Annotated in this window: 27 protein-coding genes; 15 read left to right on the forward strand and 12 right to left on the reverse strand. The window is 55.7% G+C overall.

All coding sequences use genetic code 11. From position 1 onward, the window contains the following. Nucleotides 1-54 precede the first annotated feature (54 nt). The 4 genes from hslV to rraA all read left to right on the forward strand — a co-directional run bounded on the left by hslV (nt 55) and on the right by rraA (nt 3,493). A complete protein-coding gene (gene hslV, locus BH714_RS14610) occupies nt 55-585 on the forward strand; it encodes an ATP-dependent protease subunit HslV (protein WP_014172194.1) in 531 nt (176 codons plus the stop codon). 9 nt (nt 586-594) lie between these two features. Continuing rightward, nucleotides 595-1,926 (forward strand): HslU--HslV peptidase ATPase subunit, encoded by a 1,332-nt coding sequence (gene hslU / locus BH714_RS14615; RefSeq protein WP_014172195.1) that lies wholly within the window; start codon nt 595-597, stop codon nt 1,924-1,926. Nucleotides 1,927-1,994: 68 nt separating this feature from the next. Continuing rightward, nucleotides 1,995-2,915, forward strand: coding sequence for a 1,4-dihydroxy-2-naphthoate polyprenyltransferase (gene menA, locus BH714_RS14620; RefSeq protein ID WP_040018286.1), 921 nt, complete (start codon nt 1,995-1,997; stop codon nt 2,913-2,915). Nucleotides 2,916-3,007: 92 nt separating this feature from the next. After that, entirely contained in the window at nt 3,008-3,493 is a 486-nt protein-coding gene (gene rraA, locus BH714_RS14625; RefSeq protein ID WP_014172197.1) for a ribonuclease E activity regulator RraA, read from the forward strand. 60 nt (nt 3,494-3,553) lie between these two features. Here the strand turns inward: rraA and zapB are convergent, their stop codons facing one another. Continuing rightward, nucleotides 3,554-3,793, reverse strand: coding sequence for a septal ring assembly protein ZapB (gene zapB / locus BH714_RS14630; RefSeq protein WP_008501806.1), 240 nt, complete (start codon nt 3,791-3,793; stop codon nt 3,554-3,556). 398 nt (nt 3,794-4,191) lie between these two features. Between zapB and BH714_RS14635 the strand changes: the two genes are divergently transcribed. From BH714_RS14635 to fpr, 4 genes are all read left to right on the forward strand, one after another. Beyond that, on the forward strand, nt 4,192-5,037 hold the full coding sequence (locus BH714_RS14635) for an MIP/aquaporin family protein (RefSeq protein ID WP_014885705.1): 846 nt from the start codon (nt 4,192-4,194) through the stop codon (nt 5,035-5,037). Nucleotides 5,038-5,058: 21 nt separating this feature from the next. Beyond that, nucleotides 5,059-6,567 (forward strand): glycerol kinase GlpK, encoded by a 1,509-nt coding sequence (glpK, locus tag BH714_RS14640; protein WP_014172201.1) that lies wholly within the window; start codon nt 5,059-5,061, stop codon nt 6,565-6,567. Nucleotides 6,568-6,676: 109 nt separating this feature from the next. Continuing rightward, a complete protein-coding gene (glpX, locus tag BH714_RS14645; protein WP_040018287.1) occupies nt 6,677-7,687 on the forward strand; it encodes a class II fructose-bisphosphatase in 1,011 nt (336 codons plus the stop codon). Between the two features lie 96 nt (nt 7,688-7,783). Continuing rightward, nucleotides 7,784-8,530: a ferredoxin--NADP(+) reductase gene (gene fpr, locus BH714_RS14650; RefSeq protein ID WP_014172203.1), complete on the forward strand. Its 747-nt coding sequence runs from the start codon at nt 7,784-7,786 to the stop codon at nt 8,528-8,530. Here fpr and BH714_RS14655 read toward each other — a convergent pair whose 3' ends face one another. Then, entirely contained in the window at nt 8,531-8,950 is a 420-nt protein-coding gene (locus BH714_RS14655; RefSeq protein ID WP_025202755.1) for a DUF805 domain-containing protein, read from the reverse strand. Between the two features lie 112 nt (nt 8,951-9,062). Between BH714_RS14655 and BH714_RS14660 the strand changes: the two genes are divergently transcribed. Both BH714_RS14660 and tpiA read left to right on the forward strand, forming a co-directional pair. Then, nucleotides 9,063-9,659: a DUF1454 family protein gene (locus BH714_RS14660; protein ID WP_020883954.1), complete on the forward strand. Its 597-nt coding sequence runs from the start codon at nt 9,063-9,065 to the stop codon at nt 9,657-9,659. 111 nt (nt 9,660-9,770) lie between these two features. Beyond that, nucleotides 9,771-10,538: a triose-phosphate isomerase gene (gene tpiA / locus BH714_RS14665; protein WP_014172206.1), complete on the forward strand. Its 768-nt coding sequence runs from the start codon at nt 9,771-9,773 to the stop codon at nt 10,536-10,538. Nucleotides 10,539-10,571: 33 nt separating this feature from the next. Here tpiA and BH714_RS14670 read toward each other — a convergent pair whose 3' ends face one another. The 6 genes from BH714_RS14670 to cpxP all read right to left on the reverse strand — a co-directional run bounded on the left by BH714_RS14670 (nt 10,572) and on the right by cpxP (nt 16,691). After that, nucleotides 10,572-11,876, reverse strand: a complete 1,305-nt coding sequence (locus tag BH714_RS14670; protein ID WP_025202752.1) for an SLC13 family permease — start codon at nt 11,874-11,876, stop codon at nt 10,572-10,574. A gap of 73 nt (nt 11,877-11,949) precedes the next feature. Next, nucleotides 11,950-12,693, reverse strand: a complete 744-nt coding sequence (locus BH714_RS14675; RefSeq protein ID WP_040018288.1) for a CDP-diacylglycerol diphosphatase — start codon at nt 12,691-12,693, stop codon at nt 11,950-11,952. A 109-nt stretch (nt 12,694-12,802) separates the two neighbouring features. After that, nucleotides 12,803-13,792: a sulfate ABC transporter substrate-binding protein gene (locus tag BH714_RS14680; RefSeq protein WP_032680073.1), complete on the reverse strand. Its 990-nt coding sequence runs from the start codon at nt 13,790-13,792 to the stop codon at nt 12,803-12,805. 209 nt (nt 13,793-14,001) lie between these two features. Further along, nucleotides 14,002-14,964 (reverse strand): 6-phosphofructokinase, encoded by a 963-nt coding sequence (pfkA, locus tag BH714_RS14685; RefSeq protein ID WP_014172210.1) that lies wholly within the window; start codon nt 14,962-14,964, stop codon nt 14,002-14,004. 173 nt (nt 14,965-15,137) lie between these two features. Beyond that, nucleotides 15,138-16,031 (reverse strand): CDF family cation-efflux transporter FieF, encoded by an 894-nt coding sequence (gene fieF / locus BH714_RS14690; RefSeq protein ID WP_020883958.1) that lies wholly within the window; start codon nt 16,029-16,031, stop codon nt 15,138-15,140. 153 nt (nt 16,032-16,184) lie between these two features. Next, a complete protein-coding gene (gene cpxP, locus BH714_RS14695) occupies nt 16,185-16,691 on the reverse strand; it encodes a cell-envelope stress modulator CpxP (protein WP_020883960.1) in 507 nt (168 codons plus the stop codon). Between the two features lie 150 nt (nt 16,692-16,841). Here cpxP and cpxR point away from each other — a divergent pair, with 150 nt between their 5' ends. Both cpxR and cpxA read left to right on the forward strand, forming a co-directional pair. Beyond that, nucleotides 16,842-17,540, forward strand: a complete 699-nt coding sequence (gene cpxR, locus BH714_RS14700; protein ID WP_014172213.1) for an envelope stress response regulator transcription factor CpxR — start codon at nt 16,842-16,844, stop codon at nt 17,538-17,540. Then, nucleotides 17,537-18,910, forward strand: a complete 1,374-nt coding sequence (gene cpxA, locus BH714_RS14705) for an envelope stress sensor histidine kinase CpxA (RefSeq protein WP_010436910.1) — start codon at nt 17,537-17,539, stop codon at nt 18,908-18,910. Before cpxR ends, cpxA begins: the two co-directional genes overlap by 4 nt. Before the next feature lie 54 nt (nt 18,911-18,964). Here the strand turns inward: cpxA and yiiM are convergent, their stop codons facing one another. Continuing rightward, entirely contained in the window at nt 18,965-19,639 is a 675-nt protein-coding gene (yiiM, locus tag BH714_RS14710; RefSeq protein ID WP_040018289.1) for a 6-hydroxyaminopurine reductase, read from the reverse strand. Between the two features lie 70 nt (nt 19,640-19,709). Then, nucleotides 19,710-20,330, reverse strand: coding sequence for a superoxide dismutase [Mn] (gene sodA / locus BH714_RS14715; RefSeq protein ID WP_014833772.1), 621 nt, complete (start codon nt 20,328-20,330; stop codon nt 19,710-19,712). A gap of 289 nt (nt 20,331-20,619) precedes the next feature. Between sodA and rhaT the strand changes: the two genes are divergently transcribed. Then, nucleotides 20,620-21,654, forward strand: a complete 1,035-nt coding sequence (gene rhaT / locus BH714_RS14720; RefSeq protein ID WP_020883962.1) for an L-rhamnose/proton symporter RhaT — start codon at nt 20,620-20,622, stop codon at nt 21,652-21,654. Here the strand turns inward: rhaT and rhaR are convergent, their stop codons facing one another. Beyond that, on the reverse strand, nt 21,655-22,503 hold the full coding sequence (gene rhaR / locus BH714_RS14725; RefSeq protein WP_014172216.1) for an HTH-type transcriptional activator RhaR: 849 nt from the start codon (nt 22,501-22,503) through the stop codon (nt 21,655-21,657). 73 nt (nt 22,504-22,576) lie between these two features. Next, nucleotides 22,577-23,413: an HTH-type transcriptional activator RhaS gene (gene rhaS / locus BH714_RS14730; protein WP_040018291.1), complete on the reverse strand. Its 837-nt coding sequence runs from the start codon at nt 23,411-23,413 to the stop codon at nt 22,577-22,579. Nucleotides 23,414-23,713: 300 nt separating this feature from the next. Here rhaS and rhaB point away from each other — a divergent pair, with 300 nt between their 5' ends. Together rhaB and rhaA are read left to right on the forward strand one after the other, a co-directional pair. Next, entirely contained in the window at nt 23,714-25,183 is a 1,470-nt protein-coding gene (gene rhaB, locus BH714_RS14740; protein ID WP_040018292.1) for a rhamnulokinase, read from the forward strand. Next, complete coding sequence (gene rhaA / locus BH714_RS14745; protein WP_040018293.1) at nt 25,180-26,439, forward strand: L-rhamnose isomerase; 1,260 nt, start codon at nt 25,180-25,182, stop codon at nt 26,437-26,439. The genes rhaB and rhaA overlap by 4 nt, the downstream gene beginning before the upstream one ends. The last annotated feature ends 34 nt before the right edge of the window (nt 26,440-26,473 follow it).

Raw genomic sequence — 26,473 nt, forward strand, 5'->3', positions numbered from 1 at the left:
TGAGCACAGGCTCAGGGCTTCTGTTTCCCGATTCTGTAACCAGGGGGTCTGCTCGTGACAACAATAGTAAGTGTACGCCGTAACGGCCACGTGGTAATCGCCGGTGATGGCCAGGCCACGCTGGGTAATACCGTAATGAAAGGCAACGTGAAGAAAGTTCGTCGTTTATACAACGACAAAGTGATCGCCGGTTTTGCAGGCGGCACAGCTGACGCCTTCACGCTGTTCGAACTGTTTGAACGCAAACTGGAAATGCACCAGGGTCACCTGGTGAAAGCCGCCGTTGAGCTGGCGAAAGACTGGCGTACCGATCGCATGCTGCGCAAACTTGAAGCGCTACTGGCGGTGGCCGATGAAACCGCTTCGCTTATCATCACCGGTAACGGTGACGTCATTCAGCCTGAAAACGACCTGATTGCTATTGGCTCTGGTGGCCCGTACGCCCAGGCTGCAGCCCGTGCGCTGTTGGAAAATACCGACATGAACGCGCGCGATATCGCGGTGAAGGCGTTGGATATTGCAGGTGATATCTGCATCTATACCAACCACAACCACACCATCGAAGAATTACCGTCTAAAGCGTAAGGATCTCCCATGTCTGAAATGACCCCACGCGAAATTGTCAGCGAACTGGACAAGCATATTATCGGCCAGGACAACGCCAAGCGTTCCGTGGCTATTGCCCTGCGTAACCGCTGGCGCCGCATGCAGCTCGAAGAAGAGCTGCGCCATGAAGTGACGCCAAAAAACATTCTGATGATCGGCCCGACCGGTGTCGGTAAAACCGAAATCGCCCGTCGTCTGGCGAAACTGGCTAACGCCCCGTTCATCAAAGTCGAAGCCACCAAGTTCACCGAAGTGGGTTATGTGGGAAAAGAAGTGGACTCCATCATTCGCGATCTGACCGACTCGGCGATCAAAATGGTGCGCGTCCAGGCGATTGAGAAAAACCGCTACCGCGCCGAAGAGATGGCGGAAGAGCGCATTCTTGACGTCCTGATCCCACCGGCGAAGAACAACTGGGGCCAGGCTGAACAGCAGGCTGAGCCGTCAGCGGCGCGTCAGGCGTTCCGCAAAAAACTGCGTGAAGGCGAGCTGGACGACAAAGAGATTGAGATCGATCTTGCTGCTGCCCCTATGGGTGTGGAAATCATGGCACCGCCTGGCATGGAAGAGATGACCAGCCAGCTGCAGTCTATGTTCCAGAACCTGGGCGGCCAGAAGCAGAAAGCGCGTAAGCTGAAAATCAAAGACGCCATGAAGCTGCTGATCGAAGAAGAAGCGGCGAAACTGGTGAACCCGGAAGAGCTGAAGCAGGATGCTATCGACGCGGTTGAGCAGCACGGTATCGTGTTTATCGACGAAATCGACAAAATCTGTAAGCGTGGCGAATCCTCAGGCCCGGATGTCTCCCGTGAAGGCGTTCAGCGCGACCTGCTGCCGCTGGTTGAAGGCTGCACCGTCTCCACCAAACACGGTATGGTCAAAACGGACCACATCCTGTTTATCGCCTCTGGCGCATTCCAGGTGGCGAAACCGTCTGACCTGATCCCGGAACTGCAGGGTCGTCTGCCGATTCGCGTGGAGCTGCAGGCGCTGACCACTGAAGATTTCGAACGCATCCTGACCGAGCCAAATGCCTCTGTGACCGTACAGTACAAAGCGCTGATGGCAACCGAAGGTGTGAACATCGAGTTCACTGAAGACGGTATCAAACGCATCGCCCAGGCCGCCTGGCAGGTCAACGAAACCACCGAGAACATCGGTGCCCGTCGTCTGCACACCGTGCTGGAGCGCCTGATGGAAGATATCTCTTATGATGCGAGCGACCTGAACGGTCAAAGCATTACCATTGACGCAGAATATGTGGGTAAACACCTGGATGCGTTAGTGGCAGATGAAGATCTGAGCCGTTTTATCCTATAATCGCGGTTACTGCATTCTCATCACGTTTAATGGGGGCTAAAGCCCCCATTTTTATTGGCTAAATTACTATGACTGACATCAGCCGTACTCAGGCGTGGCTCGAAAGTCTGCGCCCTAAAACTCTTCCTCTGGCCTTTGCCGCCATTATCGTCGGTACGGCGCTTGCCTGGTGGCAAGGCTATTTCGATCCGCTGGTTGCCGGGCTGGCACTGATTACCGCCGGTCTGCTGCAAATTCTCTCCAATCTCGCCAACGACTATGGCGATGCGGTTAAAGGCAGCGACAAACCCGACCGTATCGGGCCACTGCGCGGTATGCAGAAAGGGGTCATTACCCAGGCGCAGATGAAGCGCGCGCTGATCATCACCGTGGCGCTGATTTGTCTTTCCGGCCTGGCGCTGGTAACGGTCGCGTCTAAAACCCCCAGCGATTTCATTGGTTTCCTGGTACTGGGTCTGCTCGCCATTATTGCCGCCATTACCTATACCGTCGGTACCCGCCCTTACGGGTATATTGGGCTGGGTGATATCTCCGTGCTGGTGTTCTTCGGCTGGCTGAGCGTGATGGGGAGCGGGTACTTACAGGCACATACCCTGATCCCGGCCCTGTTCCTGCCGGCAACCGCCTGCGGCATGCTGGCGACGGCGGTGCTTAACATCAACAACCTGCGCGATATCGACAGCGACCGTAAGAACGGCAAAAACACGCTGGCCGTGCGTCTGGGGCCCGTTAATGCACGCCGTTATCATGCGTGTCTGCTGCTGGGCGCTCTGCTGTGCCTGGCGCTGTTTAACGTTATCTCGCTGCACAGCATATGGGGCTGGCTGTTTGTACTCGCCGCACCGCTGCTGATTAAGCAGGCGCGATTCGTCATGCGTGAACTCAGCCCTGCGGCCATGCCGCCAATGCTGGAGCGTACGGTAAAAGGGGCACTGCTGACTAACCTGTTGTTCGTCATCGGGATTGTCTTAAGTCAGACGCTGGGTTAACTGACAAATATCAATTAACAATTGATGATTTTGCCAACAACGCATTTAGCACGATATACTGAACACATTCGCAGCAACTGAGCGTTAAACCTATGAAATACGATACCTCCGAGCTTTGTGACATCTACCAGGAAGATGTCAACGTCGTTGAACCGCTGTTCTCCAACTTTGGTGGGCGGTCGTCGTTTGGCGGACAAATCGTCACGGTGAAATGTTTCGAGGATAACGGGTTGCTCTATGATCTGCTCGAACAGAACGGCCGTGGCCGCGTTCTGCTGGTTGATGGCGGGGGCTCCGTACGTCGTGCCCTCATTGATGCTGAGCTCGCCCGTCTTGCCGTACAGAACGAGTGGGAAGGCATTGTGGTGTATGGCTCAGTGCGCCAGGTGGACGATCTCGAAGACCTGGACATTGGCATTCAGGCTATCGCGGCCATTCCGGTGGGTGCTGCGGGTGAAGGTATCGGCGAAAGCGACGTGCGCGTCAATTTCGGCGGCGTGACCTTCTTCTCTGGTGACCATCTCTATGCCGATAACACCGGGATTATCCTTTCCGAAGATCCGCTGGATATCGAGTAATAAAAAAAGCCGGGTGGCGGCGACGCCTTACCCGGCCTGTTCTGCATTTCCCGAAAGAAATTACACTTCTTCCATACGCCCCAGCAGCGCCTGCAGACGATCCTGCCAGCCATTCTGCTGTTCACGTAGCTGGTTGTTTTCGCGCTCCAGTTCTTCACGGCTGTGCTGGGCGTTCTGAACTTCCTGCGCCAGGCTGTTGTTCTTCTCTTTCAGCTCTTCAATTTCCATCTGCAGCAGCGTGATGGTGTCAATCGCCTGCTGTACTTTCGATTCCAGTTTCTCAAACACTTCTAAAGACATGATCCTACCTCTCCTGAATTGCAAGGCGACGCTTTAACGTAAACGCGCACAACAGATATGCCGATTGTATGAAGCCCCGTCGCCCCTGTCCAGCGGCAGACCGCGCAGATCGTGGTTTGCAACACTTTTCGGCCTCGTCCTGGTGCGTTCGCGGCATATACCCCTAAATTGTTAACTGATTCGTTAATGAAATGATTCAGCTCACATTTTGCTATTGGTGTAAAAATGCGCTTTATGGCGCGAAAACGCTCATTTTATTGACGCAGACCACACATTTTGATTTCGATATTTCTCGTTTTTGCTCGTTAACGATAAATTAACACTATGTCTACAGGGCATCGTGGCTGTCACGGGCGGTCATGCTAACAATAAACATCAATTTCTTCAGGATTCCGATTATGAGTCAGACATCAACCTTAAAAGGCCAGTGCATTGCCGAGTTCCTTGGTACCGGGTTGTTGATATTCTTCGGAGTGGGCTGTGTTGCTGCACTGAAAGTGGCGGGTGCCAGTTTCGGTCAGTGGGAAATCAGTATTATCTGGGGTCTGGGCGTGGCGATGGCCATCTACCTGACCGCAGGGGTTTCCGGCGCACATCTTAACCCGGCGGTGACCATCGCGCTGTGGCTGTTCGCGTGCTTCGACGGACGCAAAGTTGTTCCCTTCATCCTTTCTCAGTTTGCCGGCGCGTTTTGCGCAGCGGCGTTAGTTTACGGGCTTTATTACAATCTTTTCATCGACTTCGAACAGACACATCATATGGTGCGTGGCAGTGTCGAAAGTCTGGATCTGGCAGGCATTTTCTCAACCTATCCCAACCCGCATATCAATTTTGTGCAGGCGTTCGCAGTTGAAATGGTGATTACCGCTATTCTGATGGGCGTTATCCTGGCGCTGACCGACGACGGAAACGGCATTCCGCGCGGCCCGCTGGCACCGCTGCTGATTGGCTTGCTGATTGCGGTGATCGGCGCATCCATGGGCCCGCTGACCGGGTTTGCGATGAACCCGGCGCGTGATATCGGACCTAAAGCTTTTGCCTTTATCGCAGGATGGGGCGACGTGGCCTTCACCGGCGGTAAAGATATCCCTTACTTCCTGGTACCGCTGTTTGCACCGGTTGTCGGGGCTGCGCTGGGTGCATTTAGCTACCGCAAATTAATTGGTCGCCATTTACCGTGCGACACCTGTGTGGAAGAGGAGAAGGAAACGACTTCTACCGCACAACAAAAAGCTTCGCTGTAATCTGACTACGGGACACATACCATGACCGAAAAAAAATATATCGTTGCGCTCGACCAGGGCACTACCAGCTCCCGCGCTGTCGTAATGGATCATGACGCGAATATCGTCAGCGTGTCACAGCGCGAATTTGAGCAAATCTATCCTCGTCCAGGCTGGGTCGAACACGACCCTATGGAGATCTGGGCTTCACAAAGTTCCACGCTGGTAGAAGTGCTGGCGAAAGCCGATATCAGTTCCGACGAGATTGCCGCTATCGGTATTACCAACCAGCGTGAAACCACTATCGTCTGGGAGCGCGAAACCGGTAAGCCCATTTACAATGCCATCGTCTGGCAGTGCCGCCGTACGTCAGAAATCTGCGAACAGCTGAAGCGCGACGGTATGGAAGACTATGTGCGTAGCGCAACCGGTCTGGTCGTTGACCCGTATTTCTCCGGTACCAAAGTGAAATGGATCCTCGACCACGTTGAGGGTTCACGTGAACGTGCAAAACGCGGTGAGCTGCTGTTCGGTACCGTCGACACCTGGCTTATCTGGAAGATGACCCAGGGGCGTGTCCACGTCACTGATTATACCAACGCCTCGCGCACCATGCTGTTCAACATCAATACCCTGGAGTGGGATGACAAGATGCTGGACGCGCTGGATATCCCGCGCGCGATGTTGCCAGAAGTCCGTAAATCTTCTGAAGTTTACGGTCAGACCAATATCGGCGGCAAAGGCGGCACGCGTATTCCAATTGCCGGTATTGCCGGTGACCAGCAGGCGGCGCTGTTTGGCCAGCTGTGCGTTAAGGAAGGGATGGCGAAAAACACCTACGGTACCGGCTGCTTTATGTTGATGAACACCGGTGAGAAAGCGGTGAAATCAGAAAACGGCTTGCTGACCACCATCGCCTGCGGCCCACGCGGTGAAGTGAACTATGCGCTGGAAGGTGCGGTGTTCATGGCAGGTGCGTCTATTCAGTGGCTGCGTGACGAGATGAAACTCATCAGCGATGCGTTTGACTCCGAGTATTTCGCAACCAAAGTGAAGGACACCAACGGCGTGTATGTGGTTCCGGCCTTTACCGGTCTGGGCGCCCCCTACTGGGACCCGTATGCACGCGGCGCGATTTTCGGCCTGACCCGTGGGGTAAACTCGAACCACATTATCCGCGCGACGCTGGAATCCATCGCTTATCAGACGCGCGACGTACTGGAAGCGATGCAGGCTGACTCCGGCATTCGTCTGCACGCCCTGCGCGTGGACGGCGGCGCCGTTGCCAACAACTTCCTGATGCAGTTCCAGTCCGACATTCTGGGCACCCGCGTAGAGCGCCCGGAAGTACGTGAAGTCACCGCGCTGGGTGCGGCGTATCTTGCAGGTCTGGCTGTCGGCTTCTGGCAGAATCTGGATGAACTGCAGGAAAAAGCGGTTATCGAACGCGAATTCCGCCCTGGCATCGAAACCACTGAGCGTAACTACCGCTACAGCGGCTGGAAGAAAGCGGTGAAACGCGCCCTGGCGTGGGAAGAGCACGAGCAGTAATTTCTCCCCTCACCCTTCCCCTCTCCCCGCCGGGGAGAGGGGACCGACCGCACCCGCCCCCACTCTGTGATAAACTTCGTGCAATTCCTTTTGATTGCACGAGTACCTCATGAAACGTGAACTGGCTATCGAGTTTTCCCGCGTTACCGAAGCTGCCGCACTGGCGGGCTATAAATGGCTCGGCCGTGGCGACAAAAATACCGCAGACGGTGCGGCTGTCCATGCCATGCGCATTGTGCTTAACCAGGTCAATATCGATGGCACCATCGTCATTGGCGAAGGCGAGATCGACGAAGCGCCAATGCTCTATATCGGTGAGAAAGTGGGCACCGGCAAAGGTGATGCCGTGGATATCGCCGTCGACCCGATTGAGGGTACCCGCATGACGGCAATGGGCCAGGCCAACGCGCTGGCCGTGCTGGCGGTAGGGGACAAAGGCTGTTTCCTCAACGCACCGGATATGTACATGGAAAAGCTGATTGTCGGCCCCGGCGCCAAAGGGGCTATCGACCTGAGCCTGCCGCTGGAAGAGAATCTGCGTAACGTTGCCAGGGCGCTGGAAAAACCGCTTAGCGCGCTCACCGTGACCATTCTGGCGAAACCGCGCCACGATGCCACCATTGCCCAGATGCAACAGCTCGGTGTTCGCGTCTTTGCCATCCCGGATGGCGACGTGGCAGCGTCTATCCTGACCTGCATGCCAGACAGCGAAGTGGATGTGCTTTACGGCATTGGCGGCGCGCCGGAAGGTGTGGTCTCCGCCGCGGTGATCCGCGCTCTGGATGGCGACATGCAGGCCCGTCTGTTGCCCCGTCACGAAGTCAAAGGCGACAGCGAAGAGAATCGCCGTATTGGGGAAGAAGAGCTGGCACGCTGCGAAGCGATGGGTATTGAAGCCAACAAGGTGCTTGCGCTGGATGACATGGCGCGCAGCGACAACGTTGTCTTCTCCGCAACCGGCATCACCAAAGGTGACCTGCTGGATGGCATCACCCGTAAGGGCAATATGGCCACCACCGAAACCCTGCTGATCCGCGGTAAATCGCGCACCATTCGCCGCATTCAGTCTGTTCACTATCTGGATCGTAAAGACCCTGACGTGCAGGCGCACATTCTGTAAAACCGTTTGATCGATAGAGCTTTCCGGCCCAAATGGGCTGGAAATCTTCGCCACAAGTCCGGAAGATAGACCAGAGAAAAAGCACAGGAGAAGATCATGGCGGACTGGGTAACAGGTAAAGTCACAAAAATACAGTTCTGGACCGATGCGCTATTTAGTCTCACCCTGCATGCTCCCGTCCACCCGTTTACGGCCGGGCAATTTGCGAAGCTGGGGCTGGATGTTGACGGCGAGCGCGTGCAGCGCGCCTATTCCTACGTTAATGCCCCCGATAACCCGGATCTCGAGTTCTATCTGGTTACCGTCCCGGACGGCAAACTCAGCCCACGCCTTGCCGCGCTTAAGCCCGGTGACGATGTGCAAATTGTGAGTGAAGCGGCCGGTTTCTTCGTGCTGGACGAAATCCCGGACTGCGACACCCTCTGGATGCTGGCAACCGGCACGGCCATTGGCCCCTATCTCTCTATTTTGCAGTACGGCAAAGACCTTGAGCGCTTTAAAAACATCGTGCTGGTTCACGCCGCGCGCTATGCCGCAGACTTGAGCTATCTTCCGCAGATGCAGGCGCTGGAAAAGCAGTACGGCGGGAAACTGAAAATTCAGACCGTGGTCAGCCGCGAAACCGCAGCAGGTTCACTGACGGGCCGCGTACCGGCATTGATTGAGAGTGGTGCACTGGAAGACGCAATTGGCTTGCCGATGAGCGCTGAAACCAGCCACGTCATGCTGTGTGGCAACCCGCAGATGGTTCGCGACACGCAGCAGCTTCTGAAGGATACCCGGCAGATGACGAAACATCTTCGCCGCCGGCCGGGTCATATGACTGCCGAACACTACTGGTGATCAGCGGTATTTCACCTCAAGGGTGTCTTTGCCGTATTTGTTTTCGCTCTGGGTGCCGATAAACGCGCCCAGATCGACCACCATCATGACAAAAATAATGGTTGGTAGCAGTCTGCCCACCACCCAGGGAAGGATGGACGGAAGTATCGACCAGTTCCCGGCCACCAGCATCCACGCCAGAATAATCAGAAAAGCCCACGCGCCGGAACGGCCGCGATCGTGCAGACGTTTCACCACCACGGCCGCGGTTGGCCACAGTAAACAGACCAGCGCAAACGCCGCCGTTTGTGTGCTGAGCCATGCGTTGAAGGCCACGAAAAACAGAAGCAGCATGGCAACGATCCACGTCGCCATCCAGATCCAGAAGTCACGGCGTCCAATACGCCCTTTGAATGAAAACAACCACTGCTGTATGGTCATGTAAGGTTCCTTATTATCATATAGCGCGCATTTTACCCTGGAGTTGTGACCTTTTGACAAGCCGACCAGATATCGATTTAATCATGAACACTTACGGCCAGGGGCAATGTTGATGAAAAGTTCGGCACGTTCTCTTTTCCTGTGTTTAGCGATGCTCATCGCGGGTGTCCCCCTGCACGCCGCCGAAACCACTGCCCCGACGACAGCCCCCTATCTGCTGGCAGGTGCGCCCTCGTTCGATCAGTCAATCAGCCAGTTTCGTGAAACCTTCAATAAAACCAACCCCACGCTACCGCTGGATGAATTCCGCGCCATTGACAGCTCCCGGGATACGCCAACCCTGACCCGGGCTGCGAGCAAGATTAACGAGAATTTATATGCCTCCACTGCGCTGGAGCGCGGCACGCTAAAAATCAAAAGCATGCAGATAACCTGGCTGCCGATTCAGGGGCCAGAGCAGAAAGCCGCTAAGGCAAAAGCGCTCGAGTACATGAGCGCGATACTGCAGGCTTTTACGCCCGCACTGACCAAAAAGCAAAGCCAGCAAAAGCTGCAAAAACTTCTCACCGCCGGTAAAAACAAGCGGTACTACGCCGATACCGAAGGGGCCATACGCTATGTGGTGGCAGATAACGGCGAAAAAGGACTGACCTTCGCTGTTGAACCGATTAAGCTGGCACTATCAGACACACTCGGCGGGGCGAATTAATGACAAAAAGCAAAGCCTTTCGAGGGAAAATCTCTATACTGATTCACAGACCATGCTGCCCGACAGGGCGGCCATATTCCTTAATTCGCTAATTTAGCGTGGAGAATTGAAATGCGACATCCTTTAGTGATGGGTAACTGGAAACTGAACGGCAGCCGCCACATGGTAAACGAACTGGTTGCGAACCTGCGTAAAGAGCTGGCGGGCGTGACGGGCTGCGCGGTTGCTATCGCTCCGCCGGATATGTACCTGGATCTGGCTAAACATGCCGCTGACGGCAGCCACATCATTCTGGGCGCACAGAACGTTGACGTTAACCTGTCAGGCGCATTCACCGGTGAAACCTCTGCTGAAATGCTGAAAGATATCGGCGCGAAATACATCATCATCGGCCACTCTGAGCGTCGCACTTACCACAAAGAATCCGACGAATTTATCGCGAAGAAATTCGCGGTGCTGAAAGAGCAGGGTCTGATCCCGGTTCTGTGCATCGGTGAAACCGAAGCCGAAAACGAAGCAGGCAAAACGGAAGAAGTGTGTGCTCGTCAGATCGACGCCGTGCTGAAAACGCAGGGTGCTGCAGCATTCGAAGGCGCGGTTATCGCGTACGAACCCGTCTGGGCGATCGGTACCGGCAAATCAGCGACCCCTGCGCAGGCACAGGCGGTTCACAAATTTATCCGTGACCACATTGCTAAAGCGGACGCGAAAGTGGCTGAGCAGGTAATTATTCAGTACGGCGGTTCTGTTAACGCATCCAACGCTGCTGAGCTGTTCACCCAGCCAGACATCGATGGCGCGCTGGTTGGCGGTGCATCCCTGAAAGCTGACGCTTTCGCGGTGATCGTTAAAGCAGCAGAAGCGGCTAAACAGGCGTAAAAACCGACTTCCCTCCCCCACCGGGGAGGGAAATTACACTTTCCCTAGCACGCTAAACCACAGATAATCCAGCGGCAGCAGCACCAGATACGTTGCAATCGCCAGCGCCAGACAGAGCAACATCCCCGCCTTTGCAGGCACCTTCCCTAAACCCATTGCCACCACAATCGGCGACGCCTGATACGGCAGCAGCGGCGTGGAATACCCCAGTACCTGAATCATGATTACCGACAACAGCGGGAAGCCGGTGGCGTCCGAAAAACTCTGTGCCAGCGTGGTATACAACGCCGGTACACCGTTCGCGGTCATAATGAAGTTGAGTGCCGTGGTAATACCGGTAAGCGCCAGGAAGCTGGTGAACGGTCTGTTGGCATCAAGCGGCATAATCCGCAATAACGCCTCCCCCACCGCGGAACCGATACCCGTTTGGGTCACTACAATCGCCAGCCCGAGAATCCCCGCCACGTAAATGCAGGTGCGCATGTTCACTCCCGCAGAAAACTCTTCACCGGTGATAAACCCAACGCGTGGCAGCATGACGATGACCGACGCCGCCAGCCCCGTCCACGCCGGTCCAACGCCGTGCCAGCTCTCTGTCACCCACATCCCCAGCACCACCGCCAGCAGCCAGGCGAGACGTTTTTCATCCCGGCCCATCGGTTCAGACGGCGTAAGATCGGTGGCCGGTTTCGGGCTGCCAGGGAACAACCAGCAGATCAGGCCGATCAGAATGCCTCCTTTCAGGATCCCGAGGACGGGTGTATGCAGCAGCAGATACGGGACATAGTTCAGATGGATCCCGTACGAGCCCTCCGCGGCGCCGCTCATCACCAGATTCGGCACGTTGGCAGGCAGGATGGTCGCCGAGAGCTGGAAGGTTCCGAACCCGACGGCCAGCGCCAGGCCATACCACGCGCGGGAACCGTCGGGGATGGCGGCCCTTTTGGCCATGGCGGCGACAATCGGCATCAGCAGCGCGATACGGCCCATATTCGACGGCATCACAAACGCCAGCGCGTAGCTTAGCCCCACCACGCTTGCCACCATCAATACCCACGAATCAGTGAGTTTTGCCGACAACGCCCGTGCGGCCCTGTCCGCCAGACCGGTTTTACGGATTGCCACCCCCAGCACGAAGCCGCTAAACACTAACCAGAATGCAGACGAGGCAAAACCACCAAAAATCACCTCCGCCGGGGCGATTCTGGCGGTCATCGCCGCCGTGAAAAACAGCAGCGCGGTGATAAATTCCGGCAATAGCGACGTCGCCCACAGCACGATGGTGACGCCGACTATCAATGAGGGCACAAACAGAGGATGCGTTAACCAGAGCGACATTCCTGTCTCCTGTCGTTTTTTTCAGCAAGTCTACGGTGACAGGCAGGACGAGTAAACGCTATTTATGGTGATGTTACTTCAGGATATCGCATTGATGATCCTGCAATTCCTCAGCTGACGCGCGATTCAGGGTCAGCAAGTTACGTTCGGTCGCCAGTAAGACAAACGATCCATCCGACTGCTGCGCCATGGCCAGCGCGAAGCGCCCCATATGGTCACGCGCTTCCGGCAGCTCTTCAGCCAGCATCATAAACGGACTGCGCTGTACCAGCTCATTTTCCGTCACGCGACGGGCGAGGTACTCATGCCCTTCCAGCCCGCCCGGGAACGGTAACCACTGGGTACTGATTTGCCCCTGCGCGGCATTAAGCTTCTCGCGCACGTCCGGGCGCAGGCAGGAGATATGGATATGAAAATGGTTCTGCGTACGGCCTGTCGGGGAGTTAATGGTGAGCGAAATTGCGCTGTCCGGCACCTCGGCCCCGCGCTTCATGCTCATAAAGTTGCGTGACTGCCAGGCCAGCCAGAAGAAGTTGGGCGTATTCGGCTCGGTCAACAGCGGGCTTTCGGTTCCTTTGATACGGTAAGTCGGCATCAGGAGATACTGCAGCGGCCCGTTGCGGTCTTTAAACACCACATAACCCGCATCAGGCTTTACCTGCGCGCACGGGGCCGGGTTACGGTGCTGGAGTTGATTCGGCAGACACTGGTCGAGAACGATATGACGCAACGCATTCGGATTACCCGTTTTCATCCAGTACCAGCCACCCGCGGCAAGAATGATGACAACCAGAATCAGTAATAGTATTTTTTTCACAATGCGTTCCCTGTTTTCGATAGTGGCGAAAGAGTAACGCAAAATGATGACCAAATAAAAAACCCGGCGGATTTCTCGCGCCGGGTCACCGTGTCTGTCCTGCTAACGTTTAACGCTTGCTGATCTGGTCGAAAGTTCCGCCGTTAGAGAAGTGCTCTTTCTGCGCTTTCGCCCAGCCGCCGAACTCTTCATCAATGGTGAAAAGCTTCAGTTTCGGGAAGACGCTTTCATATTTCTTCGCCACCGCCGGATCGCGTGGACGATAGTAGTTTTTCGCCGCAATTTCCTGGCCTTCTGGCGAGTAGAGATACTTCAGGTACGCTTCCGCCACCGCTTTGGTCTCTTTCTTCTCAACCACTTTATCAACCACAGAAACGGTAGGTTCGGCGAGGATAGATTCGCCTGGCGTAACGATCTCGAACTTGTCTTTACCCAGTTCGTGGGTGGCGAGCAGGGCTTCGTTTTCCCATGCGATCAGCACGTCGCCAATCCCACGCTCAACGAAGGTATTCGTGGCACCGCGTGCGCCAGAGTCCAGCACCTCAACGTTTTTATACAGCGCTTTCACGAACGCCTGGGCTTTCGCCTGGTCACCGTTGTTGTGATGCAGCGCGTAGCCCCAGGCCGCCAGGTAGTTCCAGCGTGCGCCACCCGAGCTTTTCGGGTTCGGGGTGATAATGGAAACGCCCGGCTTAACCAGATCGTTCCAGTCATGAATTTGTTTTGGGTTGCCCTTACGCACCAGGAAAACAATGGTCGAGGTGTAAGGCGCTGAGTTGTCTGGCAGGCGTTTGATCCAGTTTTTATCGATACGCCCACGCTCGGCGATGGCGTCGACGTCATAGGCCAGCGCCAGGGTAACCACGTCGGCTTCAATCCCGTTGATTACCGAGGTCGCCTGCTTACCGGAGCCACCATGCGACTGACGCACCACCACGTTGTCGCCGGTTTCCTGTTTCCAGTGTGCCGCGAAGGCTTTGTTGTACTGCTCGTACAGCTCACGCGTCGGGTCGTATGACACGTTCAGTAACTGGATGTCCTTAGCCAGAACGCTGGTCGATGCCAGCAATAATGTTAACCCCACGCCCCATTTATTCATCGCCCGGATCTCTTGTGTAGTGTTTTGATGCTTGCAGCGTGCCAGAAAGCTAACCAATGATTAAAGAATAAAAAAAGATTGGCTATAACGTAGAGGAATAAAAAACGAGCAGGCATAAAAAAACCGGGCGGCGATATCGCCTTACCCGGTCTTTATGAGCGTGGACTGCGGACCCGGTTAACTCAGCGCGACCGGGGGAAAGTCACCGCTCAGTACAGTTTTTTTGCGCAGTCCAGCCAGTCACCCTTGAACGGACGCTTCATGTTTTCAATGGCGTCGATGATGTCATGGTGAACCAGTTTTTCGTTCTGAATACCCACGCAACGACCGCCATGACCCTGCAGCAGCAGTTCAATGGCGTATGCACCCATACGTGATGCCAGGATGCGGTCGTATGGACCCGGGGAACCCCCACGCTGGATGTGGCCCAGAACGGTAGCACGCGTTTCACGTTTGGTTTCGGTTTCGATGTACTTCGCCAGCTCGTCAACGTCACAGATATGCTCGGTGATGGCTACGATGGCGTGTTTCTTGCCTTTTGCGATACCCGCTTTGATTTCAGCCACCAGATCTTCACGGCTGAATTCCACTTCCGGAACCACCACGAACTCACAACCGCCGGCGATGGCCGCAGCCAGCGTCAGGTCACCACAGTAACGGCCCATCACTTCCACGATGGAGATACGCTGGTGGGAAGAAGAGGTGTCGCGCAGGCGGTCAATCGCTTCAACAACGGTGCCCAGTGCGGTGAAATAACCGATGGTGTAGTCAGTGCCTTTGATGTCGTTGTCGATCGTACCCGGCAGCCCGATGCACGGGAAGCCCATTTCAGTCAGACGTTTTGCACCCATGTACGAGCCGTCACCACCAATAACAACCAGTGCGTCGAGGCCACGTTTTTTCATGTTCTCAATAGCCACTTCACGGACGTGTTCATCACGGAATTCCGGGAAGCGCGCAGAACCGAGGAAGGTACCGCCACGGTTGATCATGTCGGACACGCTGTAACGGTCGAGCTGAACCATGCGATCTTCATACAGGCCCAGATAACCATCATAGATACCAAAAACTTCCAGGCCTTCCGTCAGCGCTGAACGGACAACCCCACGAATTGCCGCGTTCATGCCCGGCGCATCACCGCCGCTTGTCAACACACCGATTTTCTTAATCATGACTACCTCTGAACTTAGGAATGCAAAATTGAAATCTGTTGCCGGAAGAATTTATCGACCAACGAATACTGCAAATAGTATATCAATCACTTCCAGCTGAATTGATTCAGGTCAGACCAAATGGCGGTAATTTATACACAAAATGCTGGCCTGGCTCACTTTTTTACAACCAATTACGAAAGCTCAACATGTCCGGGTACAACCGAGCAGGGATCCTGGTGAATAATGACGTCTGAACCAGGAAAACGCTGCAAAATCGCCTGCTCGACCTGCTCAGCAATAACGTGAGCCTGAACCAGTGGCAGGTTGTCTTCCATTTCAATATGAATCTGAATAAAGCGGGTCGGCCCTGACTGCCGCGTTCGAAGATCGTGTGCACCTCTGACACCAGGCCAGGAGGTCACGATAGAAAAAATTTCATTACGTTCTGAGTCCGGGAGGGCGCGGTCCAGAAGCGATTGCACCGCTTCATACCCCATCCGTAAGGCGCTATATAAAATATAGATGCCAATCCCTAACGCAAACAACGCATCGGCCCGATGCCAGCCATACCAGGCCAGACCGAGCGCAATAAGAATAGCGCCATTCATCATAACATCAGATTGATAATGAAGCATATCCGCCCGTACTGCCTGGCTTTGCGTTTTGCGAACAACCCAGCGCTGGAACGTTACCAGAACAAGTGTGCATATAAGTGCCACAATCGTTACGACCACACCCACGCCGGGATCGTTCATCGGTGACGGCGAGACGAGATGCTGAATACCGGTTAAAAACAGAAACAGCGCGGAGCCGGAAATAAACATGCTTTGCGCCAGCGCGGCCAGCGACTCGGCTTTACCGTGCCCAAACGTGTGTTCTTCATCTGCCGGTTGCAGCGAGTAACGCACAACCAACAGGTTCGTCAGCGAGGCGGCAATATCCATCAACGAGTCCACCAGCGCCGCGAGAATACTGACTGAGCCGGTATACCACCACGCAAAAATTTTAATCACTAACAGGCTTGAAGCCACGATGGTCGCTGCAATCGCTGCCCGACTTACCAGTCTTCCATAGGATTGATTCATAAACGCTCCTGTCATGTCATGCCGCTAGTATAACGGAAGCATGGGGAGTCAAAGGATGAATAAACGGTTAACAAAGCAGAATGAAGGGCAAAAAAAACCCCCACATCATGTGGGGGAAGACAGGGATGGTGTCTATGGCAAGGAAAACAGGGTTTACTGGTTACTACGGGTACTGCTATTGCTACTGAAAAACGTTGTTTCTGAGCTTCGCTGCATCCGTGCAACCTCACGCAACTGGTCCATTCGCTGCTGATGTCTTGTGTTCAAAACCGCTTGCTGCTCGGGCGTTAGCAGGTGGAACATCTGGTTGCGGACCTTCGCCATCTCTACCTGGCGGGCAACCTGCTCCTGTGCCATTTTTTCGGCCTGAGCGCGTACAGCGCTTTCGTCAAATTTTTCTGCGGTGACAAGGCGGTGCATTGTCTCCATTTCGCTAACATTAACAGGGGGCTGGTCGTGTCGTGCCCTCTGCATCAGATCTCGCATCTGTTGACGCTGATGTTCGGTTAAACTTATGCCATCAAACATATGGCTTTGGCTGCTGTGCTGCGTTGCCCCCTCCGTTGAGGGCCCGTTATCGCCGGGGATAGCTACAGCGGCCTGGCTTAATGTACTGAACGCCAGCGTTGAGGCCATGACGGCAGCGGTAACTTTGCGCATCACTTGCTCCCAAAATCTTTCGTGTCGCGATTCAACGAGAGACAGTCTACGATTCAGGCTGCAAACATGCGTCAGGGGGTGTAAAACAACGTAAAGTCATGGATTAGATAGCCTTGATGTCGTAATTTCTGCCTCGGAGGTATTTAAACAATGAATAAAATCCTGTTAGTTGATGATGACCGAGAGCTCACATCCCTTTTAAAGGAGTTGCTCGACATGGAAGGTTTCAACGTTCTGGTTGCCCATGATGGCGAGCAGGCGCTGAGTCTCCTTGACGACAGCATCGATTTACTTTTGCTCGACGTTATGATGCCGAAGAAAAACGGCATTGATACGTTGAAAGAGCTTCGCCAGACACACCAGACGCCCGTAATTATGCTGACCGCTCGCGGTAGCGAACTTGACCGTGTACTTGGCCTTGAGCTGGGCGCGGATGACTATTTACCAAAGCCGTTTAACGACCGTGAACTGGTTGCCCGTATTCGCGCTATCCTGCGTCGTTCTCACTGGAGCGAACAGCAGCAGAACAGCGACAACAGTTCACCGACGCTGGAAGTCGACTCCCTGAGCCTGAATCCGGGCCGTCAGGAAGCGAGTTTTGACGGTGAAACGCTGGAACTGACTGGCACCGAGTTCACCCTACTGTACCTGCTGGCCCAGCACCTCGGCCAGGTGGTATCGCGTGAACATTTGAGCCAGGAAGTGCTCGGCAAACGCCTCACCCCGTTTGATCGCGCCATCGATATGCATATCTCGAACCTGCGCCGCAAGCTGCCGGAACGCAAGGACGGGCACCCGTGGTTTAAAACCCTGCGTGGTCGCGGTTATCTGATGGTTTCCGCTTCATGATAGGAAGCTTAACAGCCCGCATCTTCGCCATTTTCTGGCTGACGCTGGCACTGGTTTTAATGCTCGTTTTGATGTTGCCAAAACTCGACTCACGCCAGATGACGGAGCTTCTCGACAGCGAGCAACGTCAGGGCGTGATGATCGAGCAGCACGTGGAAGCCGAGCTGGCAAACGACCCGCCGAACGATTTAATGTGGTGGCGCAGGCTGTTTCGCGCTATCGACAAATGGGCACCGCCAGGCCAGCGCCTGTTGCTGGTGACCAGCGAAGGGCGCGTGATTGGCGCCGATCGCAATGAAATGCAGATCATCCGTAACTTCATTGGTCAGGCGGATAACGCCGACCATCCTCAGAAGAAAAAATACGGTCGGGTTGAGATGGTGGGCCCCTTCTCCGTCAGAGATGGCGAGGATAATTACCAGCTTTACCTGATCCGCCCGGCGAGCAACTCCCAGTCCGATTTCATCAACCTGCTGTTTGACCGTCCGCTTCTGCTGCTGATTGTCACCATGCTGGTTAGCTCACCGCTGCTGCTGTGGCTGGCGTGGAGTCTGGCGAAACCGGCGCGTAAGCTGAAAAACGCGGCGGACGAAGTGGCGCAGGGTAACCTGCGACAACACCCTGAACTGGAAGCCGGTCCACAGGAGTTCCTTGCCGCCGGGACCAGTTTTAACCAGATGGTGAGCGCCCTCGACCGCATGATGACGGCACAGCAACGCCTGCTGTCGGATATCTCGCACGAGCTGCGCACGCCGCTCACGCGCTTACAGCTCGGCACCGCGCTGCTGCGTCGCCGCAGCGGTGAGAGCAAAGAGCTGGAACGTATTGAAACGGAAGCGCATCGTCTGGACAGCATGATTAACGACCTGCTGGTCATGTCGCGCAATCAGCAGAAAAATGCGCTGGTGAGCGAAACGGTGAAAGCCAACCACCTGTGGCATGAAGTGCTGGATAACGCGGCGTTCGAAGCGGAGCAGATGGGGAAATCCTTTACCGTCAACTTCCCGCCAGGGCCATGGCCGCTGTACGGTAACCCCAACACGCTGGAAAGCGCGCTGGAGAACATCGTGCGTAACGCCCTGCGCTATTCGCACACGAAGATTGAGGTAGCCTTCTCGGTGGATAAAGACGGGATCACCATCATCGTTGATGACGATGGTCCTGGGGTAAGCCCGGAAGACCGCGAACAGATTTTCCGTCCGTTCTACCGTACCGACGAGGCGCGTGACCGTGAATCTGGCGGCACGGGGCTGGGTCTGGCGATTGTGGAAACCGCCATGCAGCAGCATCGAGGCTGGGTGAAGGCCGACGACAGCCCGCTGGGTGGGTTGCGGTTAACGCTGTGGCTGCCGTTGTATAAACGTTCGTAGCCGTTTAGCCGGGCGGCGGTATCGCTGACCCGGCTTGCCTCTCCTGCGGGGAAACTATTTCCCCCACAATCTCCGCGAATTATCTTCGATCTTGCTACTTAAACGGCGTTTCTGCATCGTTCGGGTCCAGCTCGTGGACAGCCCCGCAGCGGACAAAAGCCGATGGTACTGGTCGTCATCAAACGGCATATGCCAGGCAATCGCGCAGGCGTCATATACCGAGACATCACTCAGGCGCGATGCCAGCACCAGCGGCGCATCTGCCGATACCTGTCCTGCCAGCACCACCCGATATAACCAGCCCGTTTTACCCGCGCCCTGCAGTCGGGCAGACATGTCGCTGATGCCGAAATGATAGTTTAGTTTGAAGCACGGCGAGCGCGGCTGCGTCACCTGAATCAGGGCATCGCCCCAGCGGTAGATATCGCCGATAAAGACGTTTTTCTCGGTCAGCCCTTCCGTTGAGAGATTCTCACCAAACGCGGGCGCGACAAACATATCCGCCTGTTCGGGAAACTCGGTTATCCAGTGCTGATAGTGTTCCCGCGGATAGTGGCACAGCGCGCGGTCAGGCCCGCCATGGATTTTCTTTTCGGCCTGCTCATCGCCCGCCAGCCCGAGGTCGGTTAACGTCAACTCGCCGTCGACCTGAATTTTGGCGATGGCGCTCGGGCGGCTACCGTCGTACTCCCTTACCTTGCCTGTAAAGACATTCACCGGAAAATGCATCGCTGCTCCTTTCTGCAGATACAAAAAAAGCGAGTCATCAGACTCGCTTCTCACAGGCGTCAATGCAACCTTATTTTTTCGCGGCGAAACGCGCTGCTGCTTCGTCCCAGTTCACCACGTCCCAGAAGGCTTTGATGTAGTCAGGGCGACGGTTCTGGAATTTCAGGTAGTAAGCGTGTTCCCACACGTCCAGACCCAGGATAGGGAAACCGGATGCGCCAGAGATTGCTTCACCCATCAGCGGGGAATCCTGGTTAGCCGTTGAAACAACCGCCAGTTTGTCACCTTTCAGAACCAGCCACGCCCAGCCAGAGCCGAAACGGGTCGCAGCGGCTTTTTCGAATTCCGCTTTGAAGTTGTCTACAGAACCGAAATCGCGCTCGATAGCCGCTTTCAGGTCGCCCTGCAGGGTGGTACCGGTTTTCAGGCCTTTCCAGAACAGGCTGTGGTTAGCGTGACCACCTGCGTTGTTACGCAGAACGGTTTTCTTGTCAGCTGGCAGCTGGTCCAGTTTGGTGATCAGCTCTTCAACAGGCAGGCTAGCGAACTCTGGCAGGCTTTCCAGCGCGGCGTTCGCGTTGTTCACATAGGTCTGGTGGTGTTTAGTGTGATGGATTTCCATCGTCTGCTTGTCGAAATGCGGTTCCAGTGCGTCGTAGGCATACGGCAGGGATGGCAGTGTATAACTCATAATCCTCTCCATTATTGTCGGGCGGCACAGCTGTTAATGCCGCGTAAGCAGTTGGTTCATTATAGTTAATTAAATGATATTGAAAATGATTATCAATGCCGTAGTTTTTATAAGGTTATTCGGTTTTCGGTTATTGCTGAAATTGTGAGTCTGCTCACCCGGTTAACGCGTTGATTGCCATTCAAAACCAAAGTGCGGCAACCTTCCGAAGGTTACCCGACTGCTTAATTTTTACACTCATCGAGTCGGTGGGAAGCCACCGGCATATAAAAACGATGAGGATGTAAACATGAATCATGCGATTACGATGGGTATTTTCTGGCATCTGATAGGCGCGGCCAGTGCAGCCTGTTTCTATGCCCCGTTTAAACAGGTCAAACAGTGGTCATGGGAAACCATGTGGTCCGTCGGCGGTGTGGTCTCGTGGATAATTCTTCCCTGGACCATCAGCGCCATGCTGCTCCCGGATTTCTGGGGCTACTTCTCCTCCTTTAACGCCTCCACCCTGCTGCCGGTCTTTCTCTTTGGCGCCATGTGGGGCGTCGGTAACATTAACTATGGCCTCACCATGCGCTACCTCGGCATGTCGATGGGCATTGGCATCGCGATTGGTATTACGCTGATTGTTGGCACTCTGATGACGCCGATCCTCAACGGTAACGTCGACGTGCTGATCAACACCAAAGGCGGCCAGATGACGCTGCTGGGCGTGCTGGTGGCCGTCATTGGCGTGGGCATTGTCACCCGCGCAGGGCAGCTGAAAGAGCGCAAAATGGGCATCAGAGCCGAAGAGTTTAACCTGAAGAAAGGCCTGCTGCTGGCGGTGATGTGCGGGATCTTCTCCGCAGGCATGTCATTCGCGATGAACGCCGCCAAACCGATGCATGAAGCTGCTGCCGCACTGGGCGTAGACCCGCTGTACGTGGCACTGCCAAGCTACGTGGTGATCATGGGTGGCGGAGCGGTGGTTAACCTCGGTTTCTGTTTTTTCCGTCTGGCAAACGTGAAGACCTTGTCACTGAAAGCCGACTTCTCGCTGGCTAAACAGATGATTATCGGGAACGTGCTGCTCTCGGCGCTCGGTGGGCTGATGTGGTATCTCCAGTTCTTCTTCTACGCGTGGGGTCACGCCAGTATTCCGGCGCAGTATGACTATATGAGCTGGATGCTGCACATGAGCTTCTACGTGCTGTGCGGTGGGCTGGTGGGTCTGCTTCTGAAAGAGTGGAACAACGCCGGCCGTCGCCCGGTGGGCGTGCTGAGTCTGGGGTGCGTGGTGATCATTATTGCGGCCAACATTGTGGGCCTCGGCATGGCGAACTGATTACGCCGCGTTACGACTGCGATGACGCCACTGAACCGGCGTCATCCCCACCTCGCGGTTAAAGACCACCGAAAAATAGTTACTGTCCTCAAAGCCGCAGCGCATCGCCACATCGCTGACCATCAGTTCCGTATGCTGAAGCAGGTACTGGGCATGGCAGATGCGCAGCTGGCGCAGATAATGGTTCACCGTCATCCCGGTCTGGGTGCGGAATTGCTGGCGCAACGCGCGCTCGCTGCACTGTGCCTGCTCGCAGAATTTCTCCAGCACAAAGCTTTTGTTAAGGCTGCCCGCCAGGGTGGTGATGAGCTTATCGAGCAGGGCTTCCTGCGCGGTAGCCGACGGGTTATCAATGGCGTAGCGATGGCGCGTCAACGTCATGACCAGTTGGGCGAAAAGCAGTTCAGCCATTTGGTGAGCCTCAGGATCGCTTTTCTGGCTCTCCTGCTCCAGCTGAGAAATCACCTGTCGCACCTGCGTCATGCCGTTACTGCTCAGTCGCCAGTGCGCCGCGCACTTCGTATCATTAAAACCCGGAATGTAAGCCGCCCAGTCGACGTTGAGTTTCAGCCTGTCAGGGCAGTAAATCACGTTCTGCAGGACCAGGTCGTTGACCGAAGCGTAGGCGTGTTTGTCTTCAGCACGGATGTAAAACAGATCCCCACGCGTAATGCGGTAGGGCCGGTCGTTGAGGATATGCAAGCCATTGCCCCGCCACACCAGCACCAGCTCGCAGAACTCATGAGTGTGCTCGGCAAAGACGTTTTGCGGATAGCGATCCGCCACCGCGACGGCCTGGCCGGCGGAGGCAAAAAAATCCACTTTGCGAAGCATTAACTGAGCAACCACGACACCACCTCGACAGCAAATAACCTGACATTATTAGCGTTTTTGCCCACGGGAAACGGTGACAACCCTCGCGTTACTGCAGTGACGCGTCCTTTCCCTGGCGAATATCGCGCGGTGACCAGCTAAATTCCCGGCGAAACAGGGTCGAAAAGTGGTTACTGTCGCCGAAACCGCAACGATAGGCGATATCCGTGACGCTCTCATCGGTATGACGCAGCAGATGGCGCGCTTTAATCAGGCGCAGACGATTCAAATAGCGCTGCGGCGTCAACCCGGTTTGCTGCTTCAGCTGACGATGTAAGGTCCGGAGCGACAGCGAAAAATCATCCGCCAGCTTTTCCCAGCAGACATCCTCGGCGAAATGGTCCTCCAGCCAGGCCATCAGTTGAGTCAAACGCGCATCGTTATTCTCCAGCCCGGCCACCATGCTACTGCGGCGCAGCAGCACCAGCAGCTGCATAAACAACAGCTCACGCGTGGCGATGACGTGGGTCTCCTGTCCCTCGTCGCGCTGTTCCATCTGGCTCACCAGCTGGCGCACCTGCTGCAGCGTGGACTGATTCACCCGCCAGTGCGAAGGATAGATGCCGTCCTTCTCCTGCGGCAGGAGATGGTTCAGCCCGGACAGGAACTGGAACGCATCGGGCGAACGGTAGAGCACGTTAGTCAGGCACAGGTTGTCGGTATGTTCATATAAGTGCCGGTCATGATCGCGCACAAAGCAGACCGTCCCACCACTGATGGTATACGGCTGGCCGTTAAACACATGGATCCCCGTTCCGTGTTCAACAATCACAATTTCGTGAAAATCATGATGATGCTCAGGAAACGCCACCTGAGGGAGTCGCGGTTCAATCGCGACAGACGACCCACCCGAAGGAAAAAAATCCACGCTGTGCAGTACGGTCATAACGGCCCCATCAATGAGAAATGTTCTCAAAATAGTAATTAAGGCCCCGCCCCCTCACCTTAAATTTTCGACCGTAAACCTCGCAAAAACTGTCCGTTTTTCAAGAAACAGGCTGAAAGATCAGGAAATGCGGTAAGCGTCACACTGCCTGCAAACCCCGTCACGCCTGGAAACTGTGAACTCCCTCACGTTCATCTTTGCTTTCTTGCCAGCCCCGGAAAACCGCTGTCACTGGCGAGAAGGTGGAGATGGGTTCCTTTTTTTACACTCACCGCTAATGACTTTAAGAAGGACACAACCATGACTTTTCGCCATTGCGTGGCTGTCGATCTCGGCGCATCCAGCGGCCGTGTAATGCTGGCCACTTATGACGGCAAGCGGCAGACGCTTTCGCTTCGGGAGATGCACCGCTTTGTTAACTGCCTGCAAAAGCAGGACGGCTGTGAGGTATGGGATATCGACAGCCTTGAGGCAGCGATCCGCACCGGACTGCAGAAGGTCTGCGATGCGGGGATCCGTATCGACAGTATCGGCATCGATACCTGGGGCGTCGATTACGTACTGCTGGACAGCAACGGTGAACGCGTTGGTTTGCCGATAGCCTATCGCGACAGCCGCACCGACGGCCTGATGGCGCGTGCGATTGCCGGGCTTGGCAAAGAGAATATTTATGGCCGCAGCGGTATTCAGTTTCTGCCATTCAATACGCTCTATCAACTGCGCGCGCTGGTCGAACAGCAGCCGGCGCTGGTTCCCCGCGTGGCGCATGCACTGCTGATCCCGGACTACTTCAGCTACCGCCTGACCGGCAACATGAACTGGGAATACACCAACGCCACCACCACGCAACTGGTGAACATCAACTCCGATAACTGGGATGAACACCTGCTGGCCTGGACCGGGGCTTCACCCTCCTGGTTCGGCACGCCGACGCACCCTGGCAATGTGATCGGTCAATGGATGTGCCCGCAGGGTAATGCGATCCCGGTGGTGGCGGTTGCGAGTCACGATACCGCCAGCGCCGTCATTGCGTCTCCGCTTGCCGGTAACGACGCGGCCTACCTCTCTTCCGGGACCTGGTCGCTGATGGGCTTTGAGAGCAAAACTCCCTACACCAGCGATGCCGCGCTGACCGCGAACATCACCAACGAAGGCGGTGCCGAAGGGCGCTACCGCGTGCTGAAGAACATCATGGGTCTGTGGCTGCTCCAGCGCGTGCTTAAAGAGCAGAACATTACCGACCTGCCCGCGCTTATTGCCGACACCGAAAGACTGAAAGCCTGCAGTTTCCTGATCAATCCTAATGATGACCGCTTTATCAACCCGGCGGACATGAGCGCCGAAATCCAGGCCGCCTGCGTCGACGCCGGGCAGCCCGTTCCATCGAAACCGGCAGAGCTGGCACGCTGTATTTTCGACAGCCTCGCCCTGCTGTATGCCGAGATCCTGAGCGAGCTGGCCGACCTTCGCGGCCGGCCGTTCACTCAGCTGCATATTGTCGGTGGCGGCTGCCAGAACCAGCTTCTGAACCAGCTCTGCGCCGATGCCTGCGGGATCACCGTGGTGGCGGGCCCGATTGAAGCGTCGACGCTCGGCAATATTGGCATTCAGCTCATGACCCTGGACGAACTTGCCAGCGTGGACGATTTCCGCACGGTGGTCTCGGCGAACGCCACGCTGACCACGTTCATCCCCAATCCCTGCCATGAAATTGCCCGCTATCGGGCGCAGTTTCAGCAAAACCGACTGACTAAGGAGCTTTGCGCATGACCACTCAACTTGAACAAGCCTGGGACCTGGCTAAACAGCGTTACGCCGCCGTCGGCGTGGATGTCGATGAGGCGCTGCGCCAGCTCGATCGTCTGCCGGTCTCCATACACTGCTGGCAGGGCGACGACGTTGCCGGTTTTGAAAACCCGGGCGGCTCGCTGACGGGGGGCATTCAGGCCACCGGCAACTATCCGGGCAAAGCGCGTAACGCCACCGAGCTGCGCGCCGACCTGGAGCTGGCGCTGAGCCTGATCCCGGGGCCTAAGCGGCTGAACCTGCATGCTATCTATCTGGAATCTGACACGCCGGTCGCGCGTAACGAGCTCAAACCTGCGCACTTTAAAAACTGGGTGGCGTGGGCGAAAGCCAACCAGCTGGGCCTGGATTTCAACCCATCCTGCTTCTCGCACCCGCTGAGCGCCGACGGTTTTACCCTTGCCCACGCGAACGACGATATCCGCCAGTTCTGGATTGACCACGTAAAAGCCAGCCGCCGCGTCTCCGCGTACTTTGGCGAGCAGCTCGGCACGCCGTCGGTGATGAACATCTGGATCCCGGACGGCATGAAAGACATCACCGTTGACCGTCTGGCCCCGCGTCAGCGCCTGCTGGCGGCGCTGGATGAAGCCATCAGCGAAAAACTGAACCCGGCGCACCACATCGACGCCGTAGAGAGCAAGCTGTTCGGTATTGGTGCGGAAAGCTACACCGTGGGCTCGAACGAGTTTTACATGGGTTACGCCACCAGCCGCCAGACCGCGCTGTGCCTGGATGCCGGCCACTTCCACCCGACGGAGGTGATCTCCGACAAAATCTCCGCCGCCATGCTCTACGTACCCCGCCTGCTGCTGCACGTGAGCCGTCCCGTACGCTGGGACAGCGACCACGTGGTGCTGCTGGATGACGAAACCCAGGCCATTGCCAGCGAAATCATTCGCCACGATCTGTTTGACCGCGTGCACATTGGCCTCGACTTCTTTGACGCCTCCATCAACCGCATCGCAGCCTGGGTGATTGGCACCCGCAACATGAAAAAAGCCCTGCTGCGTGCGCTGCTGGAGCCCACCAGCGCCCTGAAACAGCTGGAAGAGAACGGCGATTACACCGCGCGCCTGGTGCTGCTGGAAGAGCAGAAAACCCTGCCGTGGCAGGCGGTGTGGGAGATGTACTGCCAGCGTAACGACACCCCAGCGGGCAGTCAGTGGCTGGATAACGTGCGGATGTATGAGAAAGACGTGCTGAGTCAGCGCGGATAAATATGCCCTCACCCTCTTCCTGTGGAAGAGGCCA

The organism is Enterobacter ludwigii, from assembly GCF_001750725.1.
Classification (GTDB): Bacteria; Pseudomonadota; Gammaproteobacteria; order Enterobacterales; family Enterobacteriaceae; genus Enterobacter; species Enterobacter ludwigii.